Genomic DNA, 21,960 nt, shown 5'->3' with positions numbered 1-21,960 from the left:
GGCCGCGCTGCCAAAGCGTGAGACAAACAGGCATGACGGCCATGAGAACTGAAACGAGCAACGAGACAAGGCTGCGCGAGGACATCTGCCGGTTCGGACGGTCCCTGTTCGAGCGCGGGCTGACCCCGGGCTCTTCAGGCAATATCAGCGTCCGCCTGGATGGCGGCGGCTGGCTGGTGACGCCGACCAACGCCTCGCTCGGATTCCTCGATCCCGCCAAGCTGTCACGACTGGATGAGCAGGGCCGGCTAGTTTCGGGCGATGCGCCGACCAAGGAAGTTCCGCTCCACACCGCGCTCTACGACACGCGCGCAAGCGCGCGGGCGATCGTACATCTGCATTCGACACACTCGGTCGCGCTCTCGATGCTGCCCGAGATCGACCCGCGCGCCGCGCTGCCGCCGATGACGGCCTATTATTTGATGAAGTGCGGCGCCACCGCACTCGTGCCGTATTACCGCCCCGGCGATCCTGCGGTCGCCGATGCCATCAAGGGGCTCGCCGGCAGATATTCATCGGTGCTGCTCGCCAATCACGGTCCGGTCGTCGCCGGTGACACGCTGGAAGCGGCCGTGTTCGCGACCGAGGAGCTCGAGGAGACGGCGAAGCTGTATCTGCTGTTGCGCGGGACGAACCCACGTTATCTGTCGCCGGAGCAGGTGGCGGATCTGGTGAAAGTGTTCGGAGTGGCGCTGCCGGAGCATGGACACGAGCATTAGCCCGGCTCCCTCCTCGTTGCGAGCGCAGCGAAGCCATGACGGAGGCAGCTCGCGTCTAGCTACAGCCCCAGATACGCCTTGCGCACCTCGGGATTGCCCTTGATCTCTGCCGATGGTCCCTGCATCAGCACACGACCGGTTTGCAGGATGTAGGCGCGGTCGGCGATCTCCAGACACTCGGCCATGCGCTGCTCGACGATCAGCACGGTCATGCCGGAGTCCCGGATCAGCTTCACCGCCTGAAAAATCTCATCGACGAGCTTCGGCATGATGCCCTGCGAGGGCTCATCCAGCATCAACAGCCTCGGGCGCGTCATCAGCGCGCGGCCGATCGCGAGCATCTGCTGCTCACCGCCTGAGAGCGTCTCGGCGCGCTGATCGAGACGTTCGGACAGGCGCGGGAACAGCCTGAAAACGAGATCGAGCGGCCCCTCGCGGTCCGCGTCTGCGCGATAGAGATAGCTGCCGAGGCGAAGATTGTCGCGCACCGACAGGCGCGGGAACAGGCGGCGATTCTCCGGCACATAGGCGATGCCGCTGGCGGTGATGTGGTGCTGCGCCATGCCGTTGAGCCGCTTGCCGTCGAAGGTCACGGTGCCCGAGCGCGGACGCTCGGCGCCGGCGATCGATTTGAGCAGCGTCGACTTGCCGGCCCCGTTGGCGCCGGCGACACAAACGATCTCGCCCTTGGTGACCTCGATACTGACCGCGGAGATCGCGACCAGGCCCTGATAGGCCGTCGTGACTTCATGCACCGACAGCATGACGATCTCCCAGATATGCCTTGATCACCTTGGGATCGCGGACGACGTCGGCGGGCTTTCCCTCGACCAGCACCTTGCCGAGGTCGAGCACGATGGCGCGATCGACCAGCGGCATCACGATCTCCATGACATGCTCGACCATCAGAACCGTGATGCCGGCATCGCGCACCTTGCGCACCAGTGCCACGCCGGTCTGCGCCTCGGTCGGCGTCAGGCCGGTGAGGACTTCGTCGAGCAGCAGCAGCTTCGGTTCGGTCGCGAGCGCACGGGCCACTTCGAGGCGACGCTTCTCGGCGGGCACGAGATCGCTCGCAAGCACGTCGGCGCGCGCGGCAAGGCCGGTGAACTCCAGCACCTCATGCGCCTTGCGGCGGGCTTCGCGCATCACGGTGTTGCGCACGAGCGCACCGACGATGACGTTGTCGATCACTGTCATCGTCTCAAAGCTCTTGACCACCTGGAACGTGCGGCCGACGCCACGCTGGCAGCGCTCGGCTGCCGGCAGTCTCGTGACGTCTTCGCCGTCGAACCAGATTGATCCCTGCGTCGGCGGCAACACACCGGCGATGAGATTGAACAGCGTCGATTTTCCGGCGCCGTTGGGGCCGATCAGGCCAACGATCTCGCCGCGGCCGACCGAGATCGAGACGTCGCTGTTGGCAACGAGGCCGCCAAAGCGCTGCCAGACGCCGCGGGTTTCGAGGAGCGCGGTCATCGCGTGGCCCCTTTCGCTTTCGAGCGGGAGAACAGGCTCACGAGCCCCTGCGGCAGAGCCAGCGAGATGGCCACGATCAGCGCGCCATAGACGATGAGATCGACGCCGCGGCCGGAGCCGCCGATGTAGGATCGCGTCAGCTCCGTCATCGGGATCAGGATGGCGGCCCCCAACACCGGCCCCCAGAGGGTGCCGATGCCGCCGAGCACGGCCGGCAGCGCCATCAGCAGCGAGAACTGGAAGCCCATCACGCTTTCAGGGTCGATGTAGGCGAGGAACTGCGCGTAGAAGGCTCCGCCGATGGCCACGAGGAACGCGGACACGGCAGCCGCGCCCATCTTGGAGTTGAAGACGACGACACCCAGGCTCTCAGCCGCTTCCGGATTGTCCTTCACCGCGCGCCACCAAAAGCCCCATTTGGAGTCCTCCAGCCACCAGGTGACGAACCAGGCGAGGCAGCACAGCGCCAGTGCAAAATAGAAATACGGCAACTTGCTGCGCATGAACTGGAATTTCAGCCAGCTGTCGCCACGCACGGGAATGGTGATGCCCATCGCAGCCCCCGCCCATTCCCAGTTCTGGAACAGCAGCAGCCCGATCTCGGCGATGACGATGGTCGCGATCACGAAGTAATGGCCGCGCAGGCGGAAAAAGGGATAGCCCAGCCCCATCGCGATAACCGCCGCAATGACGCCGCCGGCGAGCATGCCGAACCACGGCAGCACGCCGAACTTCGTGTACAGCAACTCGGTGGCGTAGGCGCCGATGCCGAAATAGAGCGCGTGCCCCAGCGAGATCTGCCCGCAATAGCCGGACAGGATATTCCAGCTCTGCGACAACGCCGCATACATCAGGGTCAGGATCAGGATGTTCTGGATGTACACGTCCTTGACGAACAACGGCGCGAGCGCTGCGAGCCCGGCCAGGACCGCGGCGATGAGGAGGTCGCGGCGGCGCCGCGCGGCAAAATGCTTGTCCATCACATCTGCCCGAACAGGCCGCGCGGCCGGATGAATACGACGAGAAGGTACACGGCATAGATGCCGACCGATTTCAGCGAAGGCGGCAGCACCAGCGCCGTGGTCGCTTCGACGAGACCCACGACGATGCCCCCGGCAAAAGCACCGAACACGCTGCCGAATCCGCCCAACGCCACCGTGACATAGGCGATCAGTGCAAAGGACGCGCCGACATCGGGGTAGATATAGAAGAAGCTTGCCATGATCGCTCCGGCAAGGCCGACCAGCGCGGCACCGAGCCCCCAGCCGAGCGCGAACACGCGATTCTTGTCGATGCCGACGAGCGCCACCGCGCCGGGATCTTCACGCGTCGCCTCAAGGGCGCGACCGAAATCGGTGCGATTGATGAAGAAGTAGAGCCCGGCAAAGGCCAAAATCGAGACCAGCGCGCCCATCAGCTGCGGCTCGGGCAGGAAGATGCCGGCGACCGAGATCGTCTTGCCGCCGAGCCACGACTGCGGAATGCTGCGGTAATCCGGCGTGAAGAAGAACTGCGCCAGCCCGCGCATCACGATCGCAAGGCCGAAGGTGGAGAAGATCTGCACCATGCCGGCATTGGCCTTGGCCCGCATCGCGAAGCGCACGACCAGCAGATAGACCACGGCGCCGAGCACGAAGAGCGCAGCCGCAACCAGCGGAGCCGACAGCAAGGGATCAATGGCGAAGAACGTGAACAGGAAGAAAGACACGTACATCGCGATCATCAGGAACTCGCCATGGGCGAAGTTGACGACGTCCATCAGGCCGAAGATCAACGCGAGACCGACCGCGATCAGTCCGTAGAGCAGGCCCATCAGCAGGCCGCTTGCGAGACTCTGGATAATGGCTTGGGCTGTCAAATGTCCGTCCCCCGAGATGCGCTCAGAATGAGAGCCGAAGCTACCTCCTCCGTCATTGCGCGGATGCGACGAAGCAATCCAGAGTGTCCGCGCGGATATATTTCTGGATTGCTTCGCTTCGCTCGCAATGACGGCGCAATGAGGCAGCTCGACTGGCCGCCAAGGTGCGCGGTCACTGTTCCGCTTACCTCATCGGCCAGATCGCCTCCGCGATCGCGGCCTGCGGCGGGAAGATGGTGACGAACTTTCCGCCGACATATTGCAGCAGTACCGGGTCGGCGTCGTTGTTCTGGCCCATCTCGTCGAACTTCACGCGCTTCCACGGCATGATGGTCTGCTCGCCCGGAATGTCGGTCGCAGCCAGTGCATCGCGGATCTTCTCGCCGTCGGTCGACTTGGCGCGGTTGATCGCATCAGCGAGGATGATCAGGCCCATGAACTGACGCGAGGTGAGGTCGTTCAAATCCTTGCCCGACTTCGCCTTGAACATGTCGTTGACCTTGCCGACCATCGGGCGCTTCTGGGCGAGGTCGAGCGAGAACGTGCCGCGCGAGATCACGCCTTCGAGCTTGTCGCCGACGGCGTCATAGAGCGCCTTCTCGGAGAAGCCGGCATCCTGCGCCACGATCGCGTTTGGCTTATAGCCGAGCTCGGCCATGGTCTTGACCAGAAGAATGCCGTCCGTGGTGTAGCTCGAGGGCATCAACACGTCGGCGTTGGCGGTCTTGAGCTGCTGCACCTCGGCCGATAGCGACGGCGAGTTGGCGCGGTACTTGATGTCGGAGACGATCTTGTAGCCGCGCTCGCCGGCGATCTTGGCTTGGGCGTTGCCGGAGTCGGTTCCGAAGATGGTGTCCTCGTGGAACAGCGACAGCGTCTCGATCTTGGTCCCCTTCTTCTTCATGGCGTCGAAGAAGTCGAACATCGCCGCCGAGTACATCTCGTCATGCGGCGCGGCGCGGAAGTAATATTTGAGACCGCGGCGATGCAGGCTGGGCGAGGAATTATCGGCCGAGACGAACGGGATCTGGTAGCGCTCGCAGATCTGGCTGACGGTGACCGCGACGGCGCTCTGATAGGTGCCGATGATGGCGCAGACCTTCTCCTGCGTGATCAGGCGCTCGGCTTCCGCACGGCCTTTCTGCGGATCGGCCTGGTGATCGGCGAACACGAGACGAACCTTGGCGCCGCCGAGGCCCGGCAGGCCCTCGCCCTTCGCCAGCGGCAGATCGAAATCACTGTCCTTGTTGATGACCTCGAGCGCGGTTTCGTAGGCCTTCTGGGCATCGACGCCCTGCTGCGCGCTGCCGCCGGAGAAAGGATAGATCACGCCGATCACGACTTCAGAGGTCTGGGCCCTTGCGGCAAACGGCACCAGCGCAGCAGTGGCGGTGGCACCGAGCAGAACGTCGCGGCGAGAGATCGTCATGGCAGAGTCCCCTGTTACGTATTTTGCGCGTATCGAATGAAGCGATTGATCGAGAGCGTAAAGCCCGAAGAAGCAGCAAACACTGCCTGCTAAATCACGGCCATGTTCCTGTTCTTCAGATCCGTCACCAGCATGAGGCCCGGCGAATGCGTGATTGCGAATGGTACCTTGGCGGCGTTGATCACTGATTGCGGTGTCACGCCGCAGGCCCAGAATACCGGGATCTCGTCATCGCCGACAGCCACGGGATCACCATAGTCGGGCTTGGCGATGTCCTTGATGCCGATCAGATGCGGGTGGCCGAGATGCACGGGCGCGCCGTGAACGGCGGGATAGCGCGAGGTGATCTGCACCGCGCGGATCGCATCGGCCGGCTTGAACGGACGCATCGAGACGACCATGGGGCCGGCAAATGGTCCTGAAGCGCCGCAGGCGATGTTGGTGCGGTACATCGGCACACGCACGTTCTGCTCGATGTGACGGATCGGCATGCCCTCCTCCAGCAACGCCTCCTCGAATGAGAACGAGCAGCCGAGCACGAAGGTGACGAGGTCGTCGCGCCAGTGCTTCCTCACGTCGGTCGGCTCATCGACGACTTCGCCGTCGCGCCAGACGCGGTAGCGTGGCACATCGGTGCGAATGTCGAGATCGGCCCCGAGCGCAGGGATGTGCGGGCTCCCGACATCGGACATGCCGATGATCGGGCACGGCTTCGGATTGAGCTGGCAGAAGCGGTGGAAGGCGCTGGCGTAGTCCGCCGGCAGGATCGCCAGATTGCCCTGGACGAAGCCCGGAGCCACCCCCGCGGTGGAACCAACCTGGCCACCGCGATAGGCGAGCCGCGCCCGGCGGCTCGGGAGTGTGTCGGCCGTTTCACTTTGCTGCGCTGCCACAAAAACAGTCATGCGATCGACCTGCCTATGAACTCGACAAGCCTAGCCAACATCAAGCATACTATAAAGTCTAATCGTCCTTTTTAATCGATATCGATAAAGTTGTTTTATCGATCGGGAAAATCCTTCCAATGCTGGACTTCAGATCGATCGAAACATTCCTTTGGGTGGTGAAGCTCGGCAGCTTCCGTGGCGCCGCCGCGCGGCTCAATACGACCCAACCGGCGATCTCTCAGCGCATCGCCCAGCTCGAGCGCGAGATGGGTGTGAAGCTCCTGAACCGCGATCATCGCGTGGCCTCTCCCACTCCGAGCGGCCGGCAGATGATGGTCTATGCCGAGAAGCTGATCGGCCTGCGCGCTCAGATGATGGCCGAGATCGGCGATCGCTCGGCGATGCGCGGCGTCATGCGCCTCGGCGTCGCCGAGACCATCGTGCACACCTGGCTGCCGCAGCTGGTGAAGGGCATGAACGAGGTCTATCCGAACCTGTCGCTGGAGATCGAGGTCGACATCACACCGAACCTCACCGCGCGCCTGCTCGCGCAGGAGATCGAGTTGGCCTTCGTGGTCGGACCGCTGTCGGCCTCGGGCGTGCACAACCGCCTGCTCGCCGATTATCCGATCGGCTTTCTCGCCAGCCCGTCTCTCGGGCTCGGCCACGGTCCTGTAACGCCGGCGGATCTCGCGCGGTTTCCGATCATCACCTTTCCGCGCAAGACCAGGCCTTACGAGGTCGTGCGCGAGGTATTCGACCGGCCGGACTTGCCGCCGATCCGGCTGCACGCTTCCGCATCCCTTGCGACCGTGATCCACATGGCGGTGGAAGGACTCGGCATCGCCGTGATCCCCGACGCCATCGTCGAGAAAGAACTCGCCGACGGACGGCTGCAATTGCTCGACACCGATCTGGAAATTGCGCCACTGACATTCACCGCAAGCTGGCTGGCCTCGCCTGATGTCGTGGCGGTGGAGCGCGTCGCCGAGCTTGCCTGTCAGATTGCGCAGAGCAGCCTCGCGGTTGACGCGCCCGCGCTGGCGCGTCATTGAAAAAGGCGCCGGACAAGAGAGAGAACGACCGCATGAGCCGAGCCGCGAGCAACCTGCAAATCGATTCCGCCCGCCTCTGGGGATCCATCCACGAGACCGCGCAATTCGGCGCGACGGCCAAAGGCGGCGTGCGGCGGCTGACGCTGAGCAGCGAAGACAAGCAGGTTCGCGACTGGTTCCGCAAGGCCTGCGAGGACGCCGGCCTCGAAGTGCACACCGACGCGCTCGGCTCGCAATTCGCCCTGCGCAAGGGCCGGGACATGTCGAAGCTGCCCGTCGGCATCGGCTCGCATCTCGACACCCAGCCGACCGGCGGCAAGTATGATGGCATTCTGGGAACGCTCGGCGCGCTCGAAGTGATCCGCACACTCAACGACGCCGGCATCGAGACCGAAGCGCCGATCTGCATCGTCAACTGGACCAACGAGGAAGGCTCGCGCTTCGCGCCGGCGATGATGGCCTCCGCCGCTTACGTCGGCGATTTCACCACCGACGACATCCTCTCGCGCAAGGACATCGAGGGCACCTCCGTCGGCCAGGCGCTGGACAGCATCGGCTATCGCGGCGACAAGCCGGTCGGCTTCCAGAAGCTCGGCTGTTTTGTCGAACTCCACATTGAGCAAGGCCCGATCCTGGAGGCCGAGGGCAAGACCATCGGCGTTGTCGATTCCGGTCAGGGCGTGCTGTGGTACGACGGAAAGATTTCCGGCTTCGAAAGCCATGCGGGCTCGACCCCGATGCCGCTGCGGCGCGATGCGCTGGCGACGCTGTCCGAGATCGTCCTGGCGATGGAAGCCATCGCCAGGACGCACGGGCCGAACGCGGTCGGCACCATCGGCGAGGCCGTGATCGCAAATCCCTCGCGCAATGTCATTCCCGGCGAGATCGCCTTCACGATGGATTGCCGCAGCGCGGACGGCGCGATCATGGATGCACTCGATCGCGACCTGCGCGCGGCCATCGCCGAGATCGCCGCACGCCGCAAGGTCGACGTCAACATCGATCTCGTGTGGCGCAAGCCGCCGACGCATTTCGATCCCAAGCTGATCGCAGCCGTCGAGAACGCCGCGAAGACGCTCGGCTACTCCTCCCGTCGCATCACCTCCGGGGCCGGCCACGACGCCTGCAATCTCAACACCATCATGCCGGCCGCCATGGTGTTCGTGCCCTGCAAGGACGGCATCAGCCATAACGAGCTGGAGGATGCGACGCAGGGCGACTGCGCCGCGGGAACCAACGTGCTGATGCACACCGTGCTGGCGATCGCCGGCGTCGTATCCTGATTGGAGACAGACATGCGCGGAGTTTTCGTCGACGCCAACGAAGCGCTCGCCGCGATCATGGAAAGGCTGGAGAAGCCAGGCGATCCCAAGGTGCGGATCCACAGGGACCCTGACATCAAGCCCGAGCAATATCCTGAGATTCTCGACGGTGCGGAGATCGCGATCGTCGACCACACCGCGCTGCCGACCGAAGTCGCCAGGAAGTGCACGGGCCTCAAGCACGTGGTGTTCCTCGGCACCGGCGCGCGCAGCTACATGAATCCGGAGGAGCTCGCAGAGCTCGGCATTTCCGTGCATCTGATCAAGGGCTATGGCGACACGGCGGTGGCCGAATCCGCGATTGCGCTGATGTGGGCCTCGGCCCGCGTCATCGCCATGATGGACCGCGAGATGCGCACCGGGAACTGGCTGCGCGAGGACGGCATGCAGCTCACCGGCAAGACGCTCGGCCTGATCGGCTTCGGCGGCATCGCCGCCGAGGTCGCGCGCATCGCATCCGGCAGCGGCATGAAGGTGATCGCCTGGAACCGCTCGCCGAAGAGCCATCCGGGCGTCGAATTCACTGATCTCGACACATTGCTGGCGAAGAGCGACGTGGTTTCGTTGCATCTGCTGCTCAACGACGAGACGCGCGGCATGATCACCCGCGAAACAATCGCGAAAATGAAGCCGGGCGTCGTTTTCATCAACACTGCACGCGGCGCCATCGTCGACGAGCAGGCCATGATCGACGCGCTGAAATCAGGCCACATCCGCCATGCCGGCCTTGACGTCTTCAACATCGAGCCGCTGCCGGCAGACCATCCGCTGACCAGGATTCCGAACGTGACGCTGTCGGCGCATTCCGCCTTCCGCACGCCGGAAGCCAGCGAAAACCTGATTGAGGCGGCATGGGTTCATTGTCGCCGGATCGTGAATTCGTAGGGCGTAACCCACCACTGTCTGTTTCGGCGGAGACAGAAGAGGTGGGTTACGGCTTCGCCTAACCCACCCTACGCTCCCCGCCATCGTAAGAGGACAAGAAGAGCAACAACAATGGCCGACTATCGCACCATCAAGGCAGAGCCGCTCACCGACGTTGTCCGCGCCATCGTCAAAGCGGGCGGTTCGACGGACCGCGAGGCCGAGCTCGTGTCTACCAATCTCGTCGAGGCCAATCTCAAAGGACATGACTCCCATGGCGTCGGCATGATCCCGCGCTATGTCCAGAGCGTCGTCAATGGCGGCCTCGCGGTGAACCAGCACGTCAGGATCGTGCTCGACACCGGCCCGCTTCTCACCCTCGATGGCCTCACCGGCTATGGCCAGGTGATCGGCCACGAAGCGATGGTGTTGGCGGCCGAGCGCGCCAAGCGCAACGGCGTGTGCCTCGTCGGCCTTTCGAACGCGCACCATATCGGCCGCATCGGCCATTGGGCCGAGCAATGCATCGACCATGGCCTCGTCTCGATCCACTTCGTCAACGTGATCTCGCGCCCGATCGTGGCGCCCTGGGGCGGCAGCGATGCGCGCCACGGCACCAACCCGTTCTGCGTCGGCATCCCGCGCCGGGGCAAGGAGCCGATCGTGCTCGACTTCGCCACCAGCAGGATCGCGCAGGGCAAGACCCGAGTCGCCCACAACAAGGGCGTCGAGCTCGAGCCCGGCACCATCATCGACAATGAAGGCAAGCCCACCGTCAATCCACGCTACACCGTCATTCCGCCGCACGGTGCCATCCTGCCGTTCGGCGAGCACAAGGGTTCCGGGCTTGCGCTGGTGTGCGAAATCCTCGGCGGAGCGCTCTCCGGCGGACAGGTGGTCAAGGGCCCGTCCGACGGCAAGTACAACGTCCTCAACGGCATGCTCTCGATCGTCATCGATCCGGACAAGCTCGGCACGGGCGAGAACCTCGCGCGCGAAGTCGAGAGTTTTGTTGCCTGGCACACCGGCTCGCCGCCCGGCCCCGGCGTCGACAAGGTGAAGATCGCCGGCGAGCCCGAGCGCGAGACCAAGACGAAGCGCCTTGCCGAAGGCATTCCGGTGGACCCGACGACCTGGCAGGAAATTCTGGAAGCTGGAAAGAAGTTCGGGCTGGACCAGGCGACGATCGAAGAGATCGCGGGGTGAACGGAAAGCCAGCGGCGCTCCTCTTCCCTTCTCCCCGTGAGGGAGAAGGTGGCGCGAAGCGCCGGATGAGGGGTTCTCTCGACAACGAATAGCTTCTCGATCGAGAGGTCTGTCTGCGCCGAGAGAGACCCCTCACCCGTCTCGCCGCTATCGCGGCGAGCCACCCTTTCCCACAAGGGGAGAGGGTGAAAGATGCACTTAATCCACCATATCCGCCACCGCCCTGCCGCAAGCCGTGGTGTCGGCGTTGCCGCCGAGATCCCTGGTGCGCAGCGTGCGCTCAGCGAGCGTGCGCTCGATCGCTTCGACGATCGACCTGCCGGCTTCCTTCTCGCCGAGATGATCGAGCATCATCGCGCCCGACCAGATCGCGCCGATCGGGTTGGCGATGCCCTGCCCTGCAATGTCCGGGGCAGAGCCGTGCACCGGCTCGAACACCGACGGGAAATTCCCTTCGGGATTGATATTGCCCGACGGCGCAATGCCGATCGTACCGGTGCAGGCCGGGCCGAGGTCGGAGAGGATGTCACCGAACAGATTGGAGCCGACGACGACATCGAACCAGTCGGGATGCAACACGAAGTTCGCGGTGAGAATATCGATGTGGTACTTGTCCCACTTCACGCCCGGAAACGTCTTCGCCATCGCCTCCACGCGCTCGTCCCAATAGGGCATGGTGATGGAGATGCCGTTCGACTTCGTCGCCGAGGTCAGATGCTTCTTCGGCCGCGACTGGGCGAGCTCGAACGCGAATTTCAGGATGCGGTCGACACCGGTGCGGGTCATCACCGTCTGCTGCGTGACGAATTCGCGGTCGGTGTCGGGGAACATGCGGCCGCCGACCGAGGAATATTCACCTTCGGTGTTCTCGCGCACCACCCAGAAATCGATGTCGCCGGGCTTGCGGTTCGCCAGCGGCGACGGCACGCCGGGCATCAGGCGCACCGGGCGCAAATTCACATACTGGTCGAACTCGCGGCGGAACTTGATCAGCGAGCCCCACAGCGAGACGTGGTCCGGAATTTTCGCGGGCCAGCCGACCGCGCCGAAATAGATCGCATCGTGCTTGCCGATTCTCTCCTTCCAATCGTCCGGCATCATCTGGCCGTGCTTCTCGTAATAGTCCCAGGACGAGAAGTCGAAATGATCGAAATGCAGGGACACCCCGTGCTTCTTCGCCGCCGCCTCCAAAACGCGCATGCCTTCCGGCACCACTTCCTTGCCGATGCCGTCACCGGGAATGACCGCGATCCGGTACTGTTTCTTGCTCATCGAGAACGTCCTTGGTTGGTCCGGCCGTCGCCGTTTGATTGCACTGCAATGGACCAAAGTCCGCAGCAGTGCAACGCTGCACTGCAATGTTGACCATGGCGTAACCGAGCGCCTACTGATTTCATTCTGGTCCCATCCTGCGAGTAGCCCTCATGGATCTGCATCTGCGTGGCAAGCGCGTCCTGATCACAGGCGCGTCCAAGGGCATTGGCGCTGCCGCCGCCGAGGCGTTTGCCGAGGAAGGCGCAAACCTCCTGCTCGCCGCCCGCAGCGGCGACCAGCTCGAGGCGCTGGCCGACCGTCTGCGCTCGGCGCACCAGATCGACGCGACGACCACCGTCGTTGATTTGCGCGAGGTCGATGACCTCGCGCGGCTCGCCAGGGAAGCCTCCGACATCGACGTGCTCGTCAACAATGCCGGCGACATCCCCGGCGGCTCGATCGACAAGATCGACGAGACGACCTGGCGGCACGCGTGGGAATTGAAAGTGTTCGGCTACATCAACCTCACGCGGCAGATTTACGCCCAGATGAAAGCGAAGGGCGGCGGCGTCATCGTCAACGACATTGGTGCCGCCGGCGAAAAGTTCGACGCGAATTACATCTGCGGCAGCACCGGCAACGCCGCGTTGATGGCTTTCACCCGCGCGCTCGGCGGCAAGAGCCTCGCCGACAACATCCGCGTGGTCGGCATCAACCCCGGTCCCGTCGGCACCGACCGTCACGTCACGCTGCTGAAGACGCGGGCCAAGCACCAGTTCGGCGACGAGAACCGCTACAAGGAATTCCAGAAAGGCCTGCCGCTCGGCCGCCCCGCGCATGCGCGCGAGATCGGCGACCTCATGGCCTTCCTCGCGTCGGATCGTGCTGGTTACACGTCGGGCGTGATCTACACGGTGGACGGCGGCATCAGTGCCGGCTGGAGTTAGATTGTGTTGCTGCGAACCAAGCGCCGCTTAGGAGTAAAATAGTTGTCTCAGGACCTGATCCGCGAAACCGCCTGCACGGTCGTCGACATCTTGCGCTCCGGCGACGTCTCACCACTCGAGCTATTGGATGTGGTGGAGAAGCGTGTCACGGAGGTCGATGGCAAGGTCAACGCACTGCCGACGCTGTGCTTCGATCGCGCGCGCGACAGCGCCAAGGCGCTGATGCGGAAGCCGGCAGGTGCCCGGGGGTTGCTCGCCGGCCTGCCGGTGCCGATCAAGGACCTGACCGATGTCGCCGGCGTGCTGAATACGCAGGGCTCGCCGATCTTCAAAGACAACGTTTCCGCGACATCCGACCTCATGGTCGAGAACCTCGAAGCCAATGGCGCGGTCGTCTACGCCAAATCCAACACGCCGGAATTCGGCGCCGGCGCCAACACCTTCAACGAAGTGTTCGGCGCGACGCTCAATCCTTGGGATATTTCGAAGTCGGCGGCCGGCTCCTCCGGTGGCGCGGCGGTGGCGCTTGCGACCGGCATGGCCTGGCTCGCACAGGGCTCCGACATGGGCGGCTCCCTGCGCAGTCCCGCCGCCTTCTGCGGCATCGTCGGCATGCGGCCGAGCATCGGCCGGGTCGCCCATACGCCCAAATCGGGCATCGACCGCAATCTCGGCGTCGTCGGCCCGATGGCACGCAACGTCGAGGACCTTGCGCTGCTGCTCGATGCCATGAGCGGCGACTATGCGGACGATCCGCTGTCGCTGCCGGCGCCGACCACCTCGTTCCTGTCCGCGGCGCAGTCGGGCAGGAAGCCGAAGCGCATCGCCTATTCACCCGATCTCGGCATCACCCCCGTCGATCCTGAGGTCAAAGCGATCACCCGCAAGGCGGCCGAACGTTTCGCAGAGGCCGGCGCGATCGTCGAGGAGGCACATCCGGACTGGCGCGAGGCGCATGAATGCTTCCACGTGCTGCGGGCCTTCGATTTCGCGATCACCAAGGCCAATCTGCTGCGCACCAGGCGCGACCTGCTCAAGCCCGAGGTGATCTGGAATATCGAGGAAGGCCTCAAGCTCACGGTCGAGCAGCTCGCACGCGCCGAAGCCCAGCGCGTCGGCATGACCGCGCGCGCGATCGAGTTCTTCAAGACGTATGATCTGCTGTTGACGCCAACGACGATCGTGCCGCCGTTCCCGATCGAGAACCGCTATGTCGCGGAATGTGCCGGCAAGAGGTTCGAGAACTACGTCGAATGGCTCGGAATCGTCTACGCCATCACGCTGGCCTGTTGCCCGTCGCTTTCGCTGCCCTGCGGCTTCACGGCTTCCGGCCTGCCGGTCGGCGTGCAGGTCGTCGGCGCGCCACGCGCGGACGCGCAGGTGATCGCCGGCGCGAAAGTGCTGGAGGACATTTTGGGTCTGCGCGGCACGACGCCGATCGATCCGCGGGTGAAGACGTAACTGCTCTCGGGTCCGGACGCGCGCGCTCACCTCGCGAGCGTCGCCTCCAGGCTCCGGCTGTAGCGCGACATCGCGAAGCAGAAGACGAAATAGATGGCGGCCACGAAGATATAGACTTCGACCGAAAACTGCTGCCAGGCCGGATCGATGATCGCGGTCTTGGCTGTCGTCAGAAGGTCGAAGATGCCGATGATCAACACGAGGCTGGTGTCCTTGAAGAAGGCAATGAAGGTGTTGACCAGCGGTGGGATGACGTGGCGGATCGCCTGCGGGAGCACGACCAGCCGGTGCTTGCGCCAATAAGACAGCCCCAGCGCATCGGCGGCCTCATATTGCCCACGCGGCACGGCCTGGAGTCCGCCGCGGATCACTTCCGCCAGATAAGCGCCGGCGAACAGGATGATCGCGATCTGCGCGCGCAGCAGCTTGTCGATGTTGAATCCGGCCGGCATGAACAACGGGAACATCACGCTCGCCATGAACAGCAGGCTGACCAGGGGCACGCCGCGGATCAGCTCGACATACAGCACCGAGAGCGAGCGGATCGCCGGCAGCTTTGAGCGCCGGCCGAGTGCAACCAGGATGCCGAGGGGGAAACCAAATGCCAGCCCTGATGTCGCCAGGATCAGGGTCACGGGCAAGCCGCCCCAGCGGTCCTGAGAGACAAAGGAGAGCCCGAACACGCCGCCCCACATCAGCACGCTGATCAGAGCGAGCGCACCGACCCAGACGTAAGCGAGCTCGCGCCGCCATAGCGCGCGGCGGGTTGAGAGAAAGTACAACGCGATGAACAGCAGCACCGACAGCCCGGGCCGCCATTGCTCGTCGAACGGATAGGTCCCGAACAGGATGAAGCGGTATTTCTCCGGGATGATGGCCCAGCAGGCGCCGAGACCGCGCACGGCCTTGCAGGCGCTGGAATCATTGCCGGGCGTGAGCCAGACCGCGTTGGCAATGCCCCACTGCACGAAGCTGATCACGCCTTTGGCCAGCACCGCCAGCAGAACGACCGTGAGGATGCCGTTCGGAATCGACGAGAACAGATTGGCGCGCAACCAGCGCAGCACCGGATTGCCGATCTGCGGGCGTCGGGCGGCACGCGGCACGTCGGGGATGTCAGCGATCGCGCTCATGCTCAGCGCTCCGCCAGCGCGATGCGCGCATTGTACCAGTTCATGAAGAAGCTGATGCCAAGGCTGATGGTGAGGAAGACAGCCATGATCAGCGTGATCGCCTCGATCGCCTGCCCGGTCTGGTTCAGCGTGGTGTTGGCGATCGACACCACGTCCTGGTAGCCGATCGCGACCGCGAGCGAGGAGTTCTTGGTCAGATTGAGATACTGGCTCGTCATCGGCGGCACGATCACCCGCAAAGCCTGCGGCAGGATGATCTGCCGCAGCATGAAGCTGCGGCGCAGGCCGAGCGCGCTGGCGGCATCCCACTGCCCGCGCGGTACGGATTGAATGCCGCTGCGCACGATCTCGGCGATGAACGCCGAGGTGTAGGTCACGAGCGCGATCAGCAGTGCGAAGTATTCCGGCGCGAGCGTAAGCCCGCCGACGAAGTTGAAGCCGCGCAGCTGCGGCCATTCGATTGTCCAGGACACGCCGAGCAGCAGCGACACCGCCGCCGGCAGCGCGACAATGAAGCCGAGCGCAAAGGGCCAGGCCGGCCGGGGCCTGCCATCGCGCATCTGCTGCGCAAGCAGCCGGCGCCGAACGACATAAAACGCGACGGAGCCCAGCACGGCCGCGCCGAGGACCCGGAGTTGCGGCGAGCCAACCGGGATCGCCGGCAGGATCAAGCCGCGATTGGAGAGAAACACCCCCTCGACAGGCCGCCACGCCGCACGCGCCGCCGGCAGCGCCTGCATCAGCACGTACCAGAACAGCAGCTGCAGCAGCAGCGGGATGTCGCGCAGCACTTCCACGTAGACGGCGGCGAGCCGCGACAGCAGCCAGTTGGCCGAGAGCCGGGAAATTCCGATCAGCGTGCCCAGAATGGTCGCAAGCACGATACCGATCACGGCGACACGCAGCGTGTTGGCGACGCCGACGACGAAGGCCCAGAGGTAGCTGTCTCTGGGATTGTACGCGAGCAGGCTGTCGGCAATCGGCATCCCCGCCTCGCGGCCAAGGAAGGCGAAGCCGGTGGTGATGCGACGGGCCGAGAGATTGGTGACGGTGTTGGACCACAGGAAAACGATGACCGCGACGGCGATGCCGACCACCAGCACCTGCCAGAACAGGCCCTTCAATTCATTCGGCCCGAGCGCGCCGAAAAAGCTGCGGCGCGGCGGCGGCCTCGGATCGTCTGATGTCACGGCACAAAAATCCTTCCTGAAACAGCGATTTTGGCGGCGCACGTCAACTGTTGCACCAATCCTTAAATCGTGCAACAAATGTTTCATGGCCGTGTCAGCGAAATCCTCGCCTTTGAGCGAACTGCGCATTGCGTTGCCATCGCTGCCCCTGCGCTTGCGGGAGGTCGGGCGCTTCGTCGCGGCCAACGATTACGACGCCACCACGCGGTCGATGCGGGATCTCGCGGCGGAAGCCGGCGCCGATCCGGCCGCGTTCACGCGCTTGGCCAAGGCGATCGGCTATTCCGGCTGGGACGAATTGCGGGCCGCGCTGACCGAGGCACGACGGCCGTCGCAGATCTCACCCTTCTCGCTCCGCGCCAAGGATCGTCGTCACGGTCCGAATTCCGATGTCGCGCTCGTCACCGACAAGCTCGAGGCCGAAGCCGCGGGCCTGCCGCGCATCTCCGCCCACGCGATTGCGGACGCGGCTCGTGCGCTGCATCATGCAAAACGGATCTGGATCACCGGCTATCGGAGCTGTCGCAGCGTCGCGGAATTGCTCAATTACGAGCTCCGGCTGTTTCGCCCCGAACAGGTGCAGATCGTCGGCGCCTCGGGCCCTGACGATCTCGATCTCGGCTCGTTCCGTCCCGGCGAGGCCGTGATCGTCATCGGCTTTACCCCCTATACCAATGCGAGCGTCCGGGTCGCACAGGCCGCCTATCGTGCCGGCGCGAGGCTGATCGCGATCGCTGACAGCGTTGCCGCGCCCATGGCCGAAGGCGCCGAGCACGTGCTGCTGTTCGAGGCGGCCTCCTCGCCCGGCTTCTTTCCCAGCCTCACCGGCGCGCTCGCGATCGCGCAGTCGCTTGCCGCGGTCGCGTTCTCGCTCGGCGGCGCAGCCGCCAAGAAGCGCTTGGAGGACACCGAGGCACGGCTCGCCGCAGCCTCCACCTACGTCTCAGAGAAAGGTTGATCCATGAGCACCCGCACCAGCCGCGTGCTGCATCGCTCGTTGCGTGAGACGCCCCCCAGGGCTATCGGCGGCGAAGGAATCTATCTCTTTGCCGAGGACGGACGCCGCGTGATCGACGCTTCCGGTGGCGCGGCGGTCTCCTGTCTCGGCCATCAGCATCCCCGCGTGATCGCGGCCATGGCGAAGCAGGCCTCGACGCTCGCTTATGCGCACACCGCCTTCTTCTCCTCGGAGCCGGCCGAGGCGCTGGCCGAGACGCTGGTCGGTCATGAGCCCGGCGGGCTCGCCTACGCCTATTTCGTCAGCGGCGGATCGGAAGCGATCGAAGCCAGCATCAAGCTGGCGCGGCAATATTTCCTCGAGCGCGGAGAGCCGCAACGGCAGCATTTCATCGCGCGGCGGCAGAGCTATCACGGCAACACGCTCGGCGCGCTCGCCGCCGGCGGCAACGCCTGGCGCCGCGCGCCCTATGCGCCGCTGCTCTCGGCCGCCTTCAGCCATGTAATGCCCGCCTTTGCCTATCACGAGAAGCACGACGGTGAATCCGATACGCAGTTCGCGGCGCGGCTGGCCGCGGAGCTGGAGGCCGAGTTCCAGCGTCTCGGCCCAGACACCGTTGCGGCGTTCCTCGCCGAGCCAGTCGTTGGCGCCACGGCCGGCGCCGTGACCGCGCCCGATGGTTACTTCAAGGCGGTGCGCGAGATCTGCGACCGGCATGGTGCGCTGCTCATCCTCGACGAGGTCATGTGCGGCATGGGCCGCACCGGCACGATGCATGCCTGGGAGCAGGAGGGCGTCGCGCCCGATATCCAGGCGATCGCCAAGGGGCTCGGCGGCGGCTATCAACCGATCGGCGCGATGCTCGCGAGCAGAGAGATCATCGATACCATCCGCTCTGGCTCCGGCGCCTTCCAGCACGGCCACACTTACCTCGCACATCCCCTGGCCTGCGCAGCTGCGCTCGCCGTGCAGGACGTGATCCGGGAGGACAAGCTGCTTGAGCAAGTGAAGAAGCACGGCAAGTTGCTCGAGCGACGGCTCACCGAGCGCTTCGGCAATCACCGCCATGTCGGAGACATCAGGGGCCGCGGCCTGTTCTGGGCGATCGAGCTGGTCGCCGACCGCGCCACCCGTGCTTCGTTCGATCCGGCGCTCAAGTTGAACCAGAAGATCAAGGCGGAGGCCTTTGCCATTGGGCTCGGCTGCTATCCCGGCGGGGGCACCGCGGACGGCGTCCGCGGCGACCATGTGCTGCTGGCACCGCCCTATATCGCGTCGGCAGACGAGATCGATCGGATCGTCGACAAGCTCGGCACGGCCGTCGACATCGTGTTGGGTCGTGTCAATCACTGAGGGGAGAGTAGCATGATGAGGAAACTGGTTATTGCAGCCGGCGCGCTCGCGGCATCGACCGTGATCGCGTCAGCGGCGACGCTCGATCAGGTCAAGAGCCGCGGCACGCTGGTATGCGGCGTCAGCGCCGGCTTTGCCGGTTTCTCGGCGCCGGATTCACAAGGCAACTACAAGGGCCTCGACGTCGATTACTGCCGCGCCCTCGCGGCCGGCGTGTTGGGGGATCCGGACAAGGTGCGCTACGTCTCGCTGACCGCGCAGAACCGCTTCACGGCGCTGCAATCGGGCGAGATCGACGTGCTCTACCGCAACTCCACGCAGACATACCTGCGCGGCGTGACGCTGGGCCTGCGCCAGGGTCCGATCAACTTCTATGATGGCCAGGGCTTTGTCGTGAAGAAGGACCTCGGCGTGAAGGAGCTGAAGGACCTCAAGGGCGCGACCGTCTGCGTCGCGCAGGGCACCACGCACGAAGTCACGCTCGGCGATTACGGCCGCGCCAACGGCATCGACTGGAAGCCGCTGGTGTTCGACCGCGTCGATACCATGTACCAGACCTTCTTCGGCGGCCGCTGCGATGCCATGACGCAGGACGCGTCCGCGCTCGCCGGTGCCGTCACCACCGCGGCGCCGAACCCGGCCGATTACGTCGTGCTGCCGCAGACCATCAGCAAGGAGCCGCTCGGCCCCTTCACCCGCAACGGCGACGAGGTCTGGAGCGATATCATCACCTGGCTGCATTACGGCCTGATCGAGGCCGAAGAGCTCGGCGTCACCCAGGCCAATGTCGACGAGATGGCGAAGTCGCAGACACCCGCGATCCAGCGTCTGCTCGGCGCTTCCGGCGATCTCGGCTCCCGGCTTGGCCTCGACAACAAATGGCTGGTCACGGCAATCAAGGCGACCGGCAATTACGGCGAGATCTATGAGCGCAATGTCGGCAAGGCGAGCCCGCTCAAGCTCGAGCGCGGCCTCAATGGCCTCTGGAGCAAGGGCGGCTTGATGTACGCCATTCCGTTCAAGTAAACGTCTCCGTGTCCGACGCGCGGATGCGCAAAGCCCGGACCAGCGGCCACAAGGTGCCCCTCTGCAGCGCAAGACTTCGCATTGCGCTGCGTCCGGGGCACGAGACCTGTCAGGTAATCACCTTCAATGACGACGTCCCCTCGCATCGCCCTGATCCACGCCCTCAAGCATTCCATCGCCCCGATCGAGGCGGCGTTCGCACGGGCGTGGCCGGAGGCGCGGCTGATGAACCTGCTTGACGACAGCCTCTCGGCCGATCTGGCCCGCGACGGCAAGCTCGACGATGCCATGACCGATCGCTTCCTCGCGCTCGGTGACTATGCCGCAGCGACCGGAGCGAATGGCATCCTCTTCACATGCTCGGCCTTCGGCCCCTGCATCGAGGCCGTTGCGCGGGCGCATGCGCCGATGCCGGTGCTGAAACCGAACGAGGCGATGATCGAACGTGCCGTGACGATGGGCAAAAGGATCGGCCTGCTCTCGACCTTCCCGCCGACGCTGGCGTCGATGCCGCCTGAGTTTCCGGCCTCCGTCCAGATCGTGCCGAAGCTTGCCGAGGGCGCGCTGGCGGCGCTCGACCGCGGCGACCGCGCCACGCATGACCGGCTGATTGTCGAGGCGTCAAAAGACCTGCGCGATTGCGACGTCATTGCGCTGGCCCAGTTCAGCATCGCATCATCAGCGCCGCTGGTCGCGGAGGCCACCGGCCGCCCGGTCGTGACGACGCCGGACAGCGCGGTCGAGAAGCTGATGAAGCTGCTGAAAGCGAAGGCCTAGGCGCCGGCCTTTTTCTGACGCCGCGCGTGCTTGATCGCGACTGCGAGAGCAGCCTTCGTCTCGTTCACAAAATCCTCGACCAATTCCTCGCGCGAGGCATGCGCCGCCTCGCCGGTGAACAGGCCCTGCTCGGCCAGCATCACCACGCCGTGCAGCGCCGCCCAGATCTTGAGTGCCTGCCGTTCGCGCAAATAGGCGACCGCCGGCGCTTCCAGAGCTTCAATCACGAGCGCGAACGTCTCGCGCGTCGCCTCATGCAGCTCGCTGCCCTTGGCCGCGCAGGACACGGTGCGGGACGCAAACATCAAGCGGTAGACGCCGTTGCGACGCAGACCGAAGTCGAGCGTTGCCTGCGCCAATCGCGACAGTTTCGATTGCTTCGACGGCTTCGCCATTGCGTCGCGCAGCATCGCGGTGAACTGCCGGAACGCCTCCGCGGTCACCGCGGCAAGCAGTGCCTCGCGATCGGCGAAATGACGGTACGGCGCCGGCTGCGAGACTCCGAGCTGCTTTGCCAGCGCTTTGATGCTGATCGCTTCCGCCCCGCCCTGCTCCGCCTCGCGCAATGCGGCCTTGATCAGGGCGTCGCGGAGATCGCCGTGGTGGTAGGTGTTCTCGGGCTTACGAGCGAGATGTGACCGCATGTTACGGCGGAGCCTATAAGTTTGCACTTGACAGGGAAAGCCTGTCGATAATGTAATAGCATATAACTTAAAACAGACGGCAAATGCCGCAGAGAAGAGGAATGCGCCGCCCTTCGGGCCACGCGCATACGACCGAGGAAGCCCCAATGGCAGAGCGACTGAAAGTTCGCGTCGATCCCGACAAATGCCAAGGCCACGCCCGCTGCAAGGCGCTGGCGCCTGAATTGTTCGAGCTCGATGAATACGGCAATGCCCACGAGGCCGGAGACGGCACGGTTCCGCCAGGGCTCGAAGACAAGGCCTGGCTTGCCAAATCCAACTGCCCGGAAATCGCGATCGATGTGATCGAGGAGTAACGCGGCTGCCCGTGTCCTCGCGTGCCTTCACCGAACACCAGC

The 21,960-nt window shown here is 64.5% G+C and carries 22 protein-coding genes; 12 read left to right on the top strand and 10 right to left on the bottom strand.

From position 1 onward, the window contains the following. The first annotated feature begins 32 nt into the window (after window positions 1-32). Window positions 33-719: a 3-oxo-tetronate 4-phosphate decarboxylase gene (gene otnC / locus ACVIIW_RS21170; protein ID WP_456702492.1), complete on the top strand. Its 687-nt coding sequence runs from the start codon at window positions 33-35 to the stop codon at window positions 717-719. A 59-nt stretch (window positions 720-778) separates the two neighbouring features. Here otnC and ACVIIW_RS21165 read toward each other — a convergent pair whose 3' ends face one another. The 6 genes from ACVIIW_RS21165 to ACVIIW_RS21140 form a co-directional block, all read right to left on the bottom strand. Beyond that, window positions 779-1,483: an ABC transporter ATP-binding protein gene (locus ACVIIW_RS21165; protein WP_456702491.1), complete on the bottom strand. Its 705-nt coding sequence runs from the start codon at window positions 1,481-1,483 to the stop codon at window positions 779-781. Continuing rightward, window positions 1,467-2,198, bottom strand: a complete 732-nt coding sequence (locus tag ACVIIW_RS21160; protein ID WP_092229688.1) for an ABC transporter ATP-binding protein — start codon at window positions 2,196-2,198, stop codon at window positions 1,467-1,469. The genes ACVIIW_RS21165 and ACVIIW_RS21160 overlap by 17 nt, the downstream gene beginning before the upstream one ends. Beyond that, window positions 2,195-3,178: a branched-chain amino acid ABC transporter permease gene (locus ACVIIW_RS21155; protein WP_456702490.1), complete on the bottom strand. Its 984-nt coding sequence runs from the start codon at window positions 3,176-3,178 to the stop codon at window positions 2,195-2,197. The genes ACVIIW_RS21160 and ACVIIW_RS21155 overlap by 4 nt, the downstream gene beginning before the upstream one ends. After that, window positions 3,178-4,056 carry a branched-chain amino acid ABC transporter permease gene (locus ACVIIW_RS21150; protein WP_456702489.1) on the bottom strand — a complete coding sequence of 293 codons (879 nt, stop codon included), beginning with the start codon at window positions 4,054-4,056 and terminating at the stop codon, window positions 3,178-3,180. Before ACVIIW_RS21150 ends, ACVIIW_RS21155 begins: the two co-directional genes overlap by 1 nt. A gap of 184 nt (window positions 4,057-4,240) precedes the next feature. Continuing rightward, the gene (locus ACVIIW_RS21145) at window positions 4,241-5,485 is read right to left on the bottom strand and encodes an ABC transporter substrate-binding protein (protein WP_456702488.1); all 1,245 of its coding nucleotides are present in this window, start codon (window positions 5,483-5,485) and stop codon (window positions 4,241-4,243) included. 89 nt (window positions 5,486-5,574) lie between these two features. Beyond that, entirely contained in the window at window positions 5,575-6,390 is an 816-nt protein-coding gene (locus ACVIIW_RS21140; protein WP_456702487.1) for a putative hydro-lyase, read from the bottom strand. A gap of 119 nt (window positions 6,391-6,509) precedes the next feature. On the opposite strand from ACVIIW_RS21140, the gene ACVIIW_RS21135 reads away from it, so the two are divergent. The 4 genes from ACVIIW_RS21135 (at window position 6,510) to ACVIIW_RS21120 (ending at window position 10,819) form a co-directional block, all read left to right on the top strand. After that, window positions 6,510-7,427, top strand: coding sequence for a LysR family transcriptional regulator (locus ACVIIW_RS21135; protein WP_456702486.1), 918 nt, complete (start codon window positions 6,510-6,512; stop codon window positions 7,425-7,427). Window positions 7,428-7,459: 32 nt separating this feature from the next. Next, window positions 7,460-8,710, top strand: coding sequence for an allantoate amidohydrolase (locus tag ACVIIW_RS21130; RefSeq protein WP_456702485.1), 1,251 nt, complete (start codon window positions 7,460-7,462; stop codon window positions 8,708-8,710). Between the two features lie 12 nt (window positions 8,711-8,722). Then, window positions 8,723-9,634, top strand: coding sequence for an NAD(P)-dependent oxidoreductase (locus ACVIIW_RS21125; RefSeq protein ID WP_456702484.1), 912 nt, complete (start codon window positions 8,723-8,725; stop codon window positions 9,632-9,634). 111 nt (window positions 9,635-9,745) lie between these two features. Continuing rightward, window positions 9,746-10,819: a malate/lactate/ureidoglycolate dehydrogenase gene (locus ACVIIW_RS21120; RefSeq protein ID WP_456702483.1), complete on the top strand. Its 1,074-nt coding sequence runs from the start codon at window positions 9,746-9,748 to the stop codon at window positions 10,817-10,819. Between the two features lie 198 nt (window positions 10,820-11,017). On the opposite strand, the gene ACVIIW_RS21115 is transcribed toward ACVIIW_RS21120, so the two are convergent. Next, entirely contained in the window at window positions 11,018-12,091 is a 1,074-nt protein-coding gene (locus ACVIIW_RS21115) for a tartrate dehydrogenase (protein ID WP_456702482.1), read from the bottom strand. Between the two features lie 152 nt (window positions 12,092-12,243). Here ACVIIW_RS21115 and ACVIIW_RS21110 point away from each other — a divergent pair, with 152 nt between their 5' ends. Further along, entirely contained in the window at window positions 12,244-13,020 is a 777-nt protein-coding gene (locus ACVIIW_RS21110; protein WP_456702481.1) for an SDR family oxidoreductase, read from the top strand. A gap of 42 nt (window positions 13,021-13,062) precedes the next feature. Continuing rightward, the gene (locus ACVIIW_RS21105; RefSeq protein WP_456702480.1) at window positions 13,063-14,481 is read left to right on the top strand and encodes an amidase; all 1,419 of its coding nucleotides are present in this window, start codon (window positions 13,063-13,065) and stop codon (window positions 14,479-14,481) included. 26 nt (window positions 14,482-14,507) lie between these two features. Here the strand turns inward: ACVIIW_RS21105 and ACVIIW_RS21100 are convergent, their stop codons facing one another. Both ACVIIW_RS21100 and ACVIIW_RS21095 read right to left on the bottom strand, forming a co-directional pair. Continuing rightward, window positions 14,508-15,614, bottom strand: a complete 1,107-nt coding sequence (locus ACVIIW_RS21100) for an amino acid ABC transporter permease (protein WP_456702479.1) — start codon at window positions 15,612-15,614, stop codon at window positions 14,508-14,510. A gap of 2 nt (window positions 15,615-15,616) precedes the next feature. Further along, window positions 15,617-16,804, bottom strand: a complete 1,188-nt coding sequence (locus ACVIIW_RS21095; RefSeq protein WP_456702478.1) for an amino acid ABC transporter permease — start codon at window positions 16,802-16,804, stop codon at window positions 15,617-15,619. Between the two features lie 85 nt (window positions 16,805-16,889). Here ACVIIW_RS21095 and ACVIIW_RS21090 point away from each other — a divergent pair, with 85 nt between their 5' ends. The 4 genes from ACVIIW_RS21090 to ACVIIW_RS21075 all read left to right on the top strand — a co-directional run bounded on the left by ACVIIW_RS21090 (window position 16,890) and on the right by ACVIIW_RS21075 (window position 20,918). After that, window positions 16,890-17,762 (top strand): MurR/RpiR family transcriptional regulator, encoded by an 873-nt coding sequence (locus tag ACVIIW_RS21090; RefSeq protein WP_456702477.1) that lies wholly within the window; start codon window positions 16,890-16,892, stop codon window positions 17,760-17,762. Window positions 17,763-17,765: 3 nt separating this feature from the next. Further along, window positions 17,766-19,115: an aspartate aminotransferase family protein gene (locus ACVIIW_RS21085; protein ID WP_456702476.1), complete on the top strand. Its 1,350-nt coding sequence runs from the start codon at window positions 17,766-17,768 to the stop codon at window positions 19,113-19,115. A gap of 12 nt (window positions 19,116-19,127) precedes the next feature. Next, window positions 19,128-20,141: an amino acid ABC transporter substrate-binding protein gene (locus ACVIIW_RS21080; protein ID WP_456702475.1), complete on the top strand. Its 1,014-nt coding sequence runs from the start codon at window positions 19,128-19,130 to the stop codon at window positions 20,139-20,141. 126 nt (window positions 20,142-20,267) lie between these two features. Next, window positions 20,268-20,918: an aspartate/glutamate racemase family protein gene (locus ACVIIW_RS21075; RefSeq protein ID WP_456702474.1), complete on the top strand. Its 651-nt coding sequence runs from the start codon at window positions 20,268-20,270 to the stop codon at window positions 20,916-20,918. Here the strand turns inward: ACVIIW_RS21075 and ACVIIW_RS21070 are convergent. After that, on the bottom strand, window positions 20,915-21,562 hold the full coding sequence (locus ACVIIW_RS21070; protein WP_456702473.1) for a TetR/AcrR family transcriptional regulator: 648 nt from the start codon (window positions 21,560-21,562) through the stop codon (window positions 20,915-20,917). The two genes, ACVIIW_RS21075 and ACVIIW_RS21070, sit on opposite strands and share 4 nt — an antisense overlap. Window positions 21,563-21,708: 146 nt before the next feature. Here ACVIIW_RS21070 and ACVIIW_RS21065 point away from each other — a divergent pair, with 146 nt between their 5' ends. Beyond that, window positions 21,709-21,918, top strand: coding sequence for a ferredoxin (locus tag ACVIIW_RS21065; protein ID WP_260375419.1), 210 nt, complete (start codon window positions 21,709-21,711; stop codon window positions 21,916-21,918). Window positions 21,919-21,960 lie beyond the last annotated feature (42 nt).

The organism is Bradyrhizobium sp. USDA 4449 (assembly GCF_054056275.1).
The sequence above is the reverse complement of the archived record's forward strand: the minus strand, read 5'-3'. Positions and strand labels throughout refer to the sequence as shown.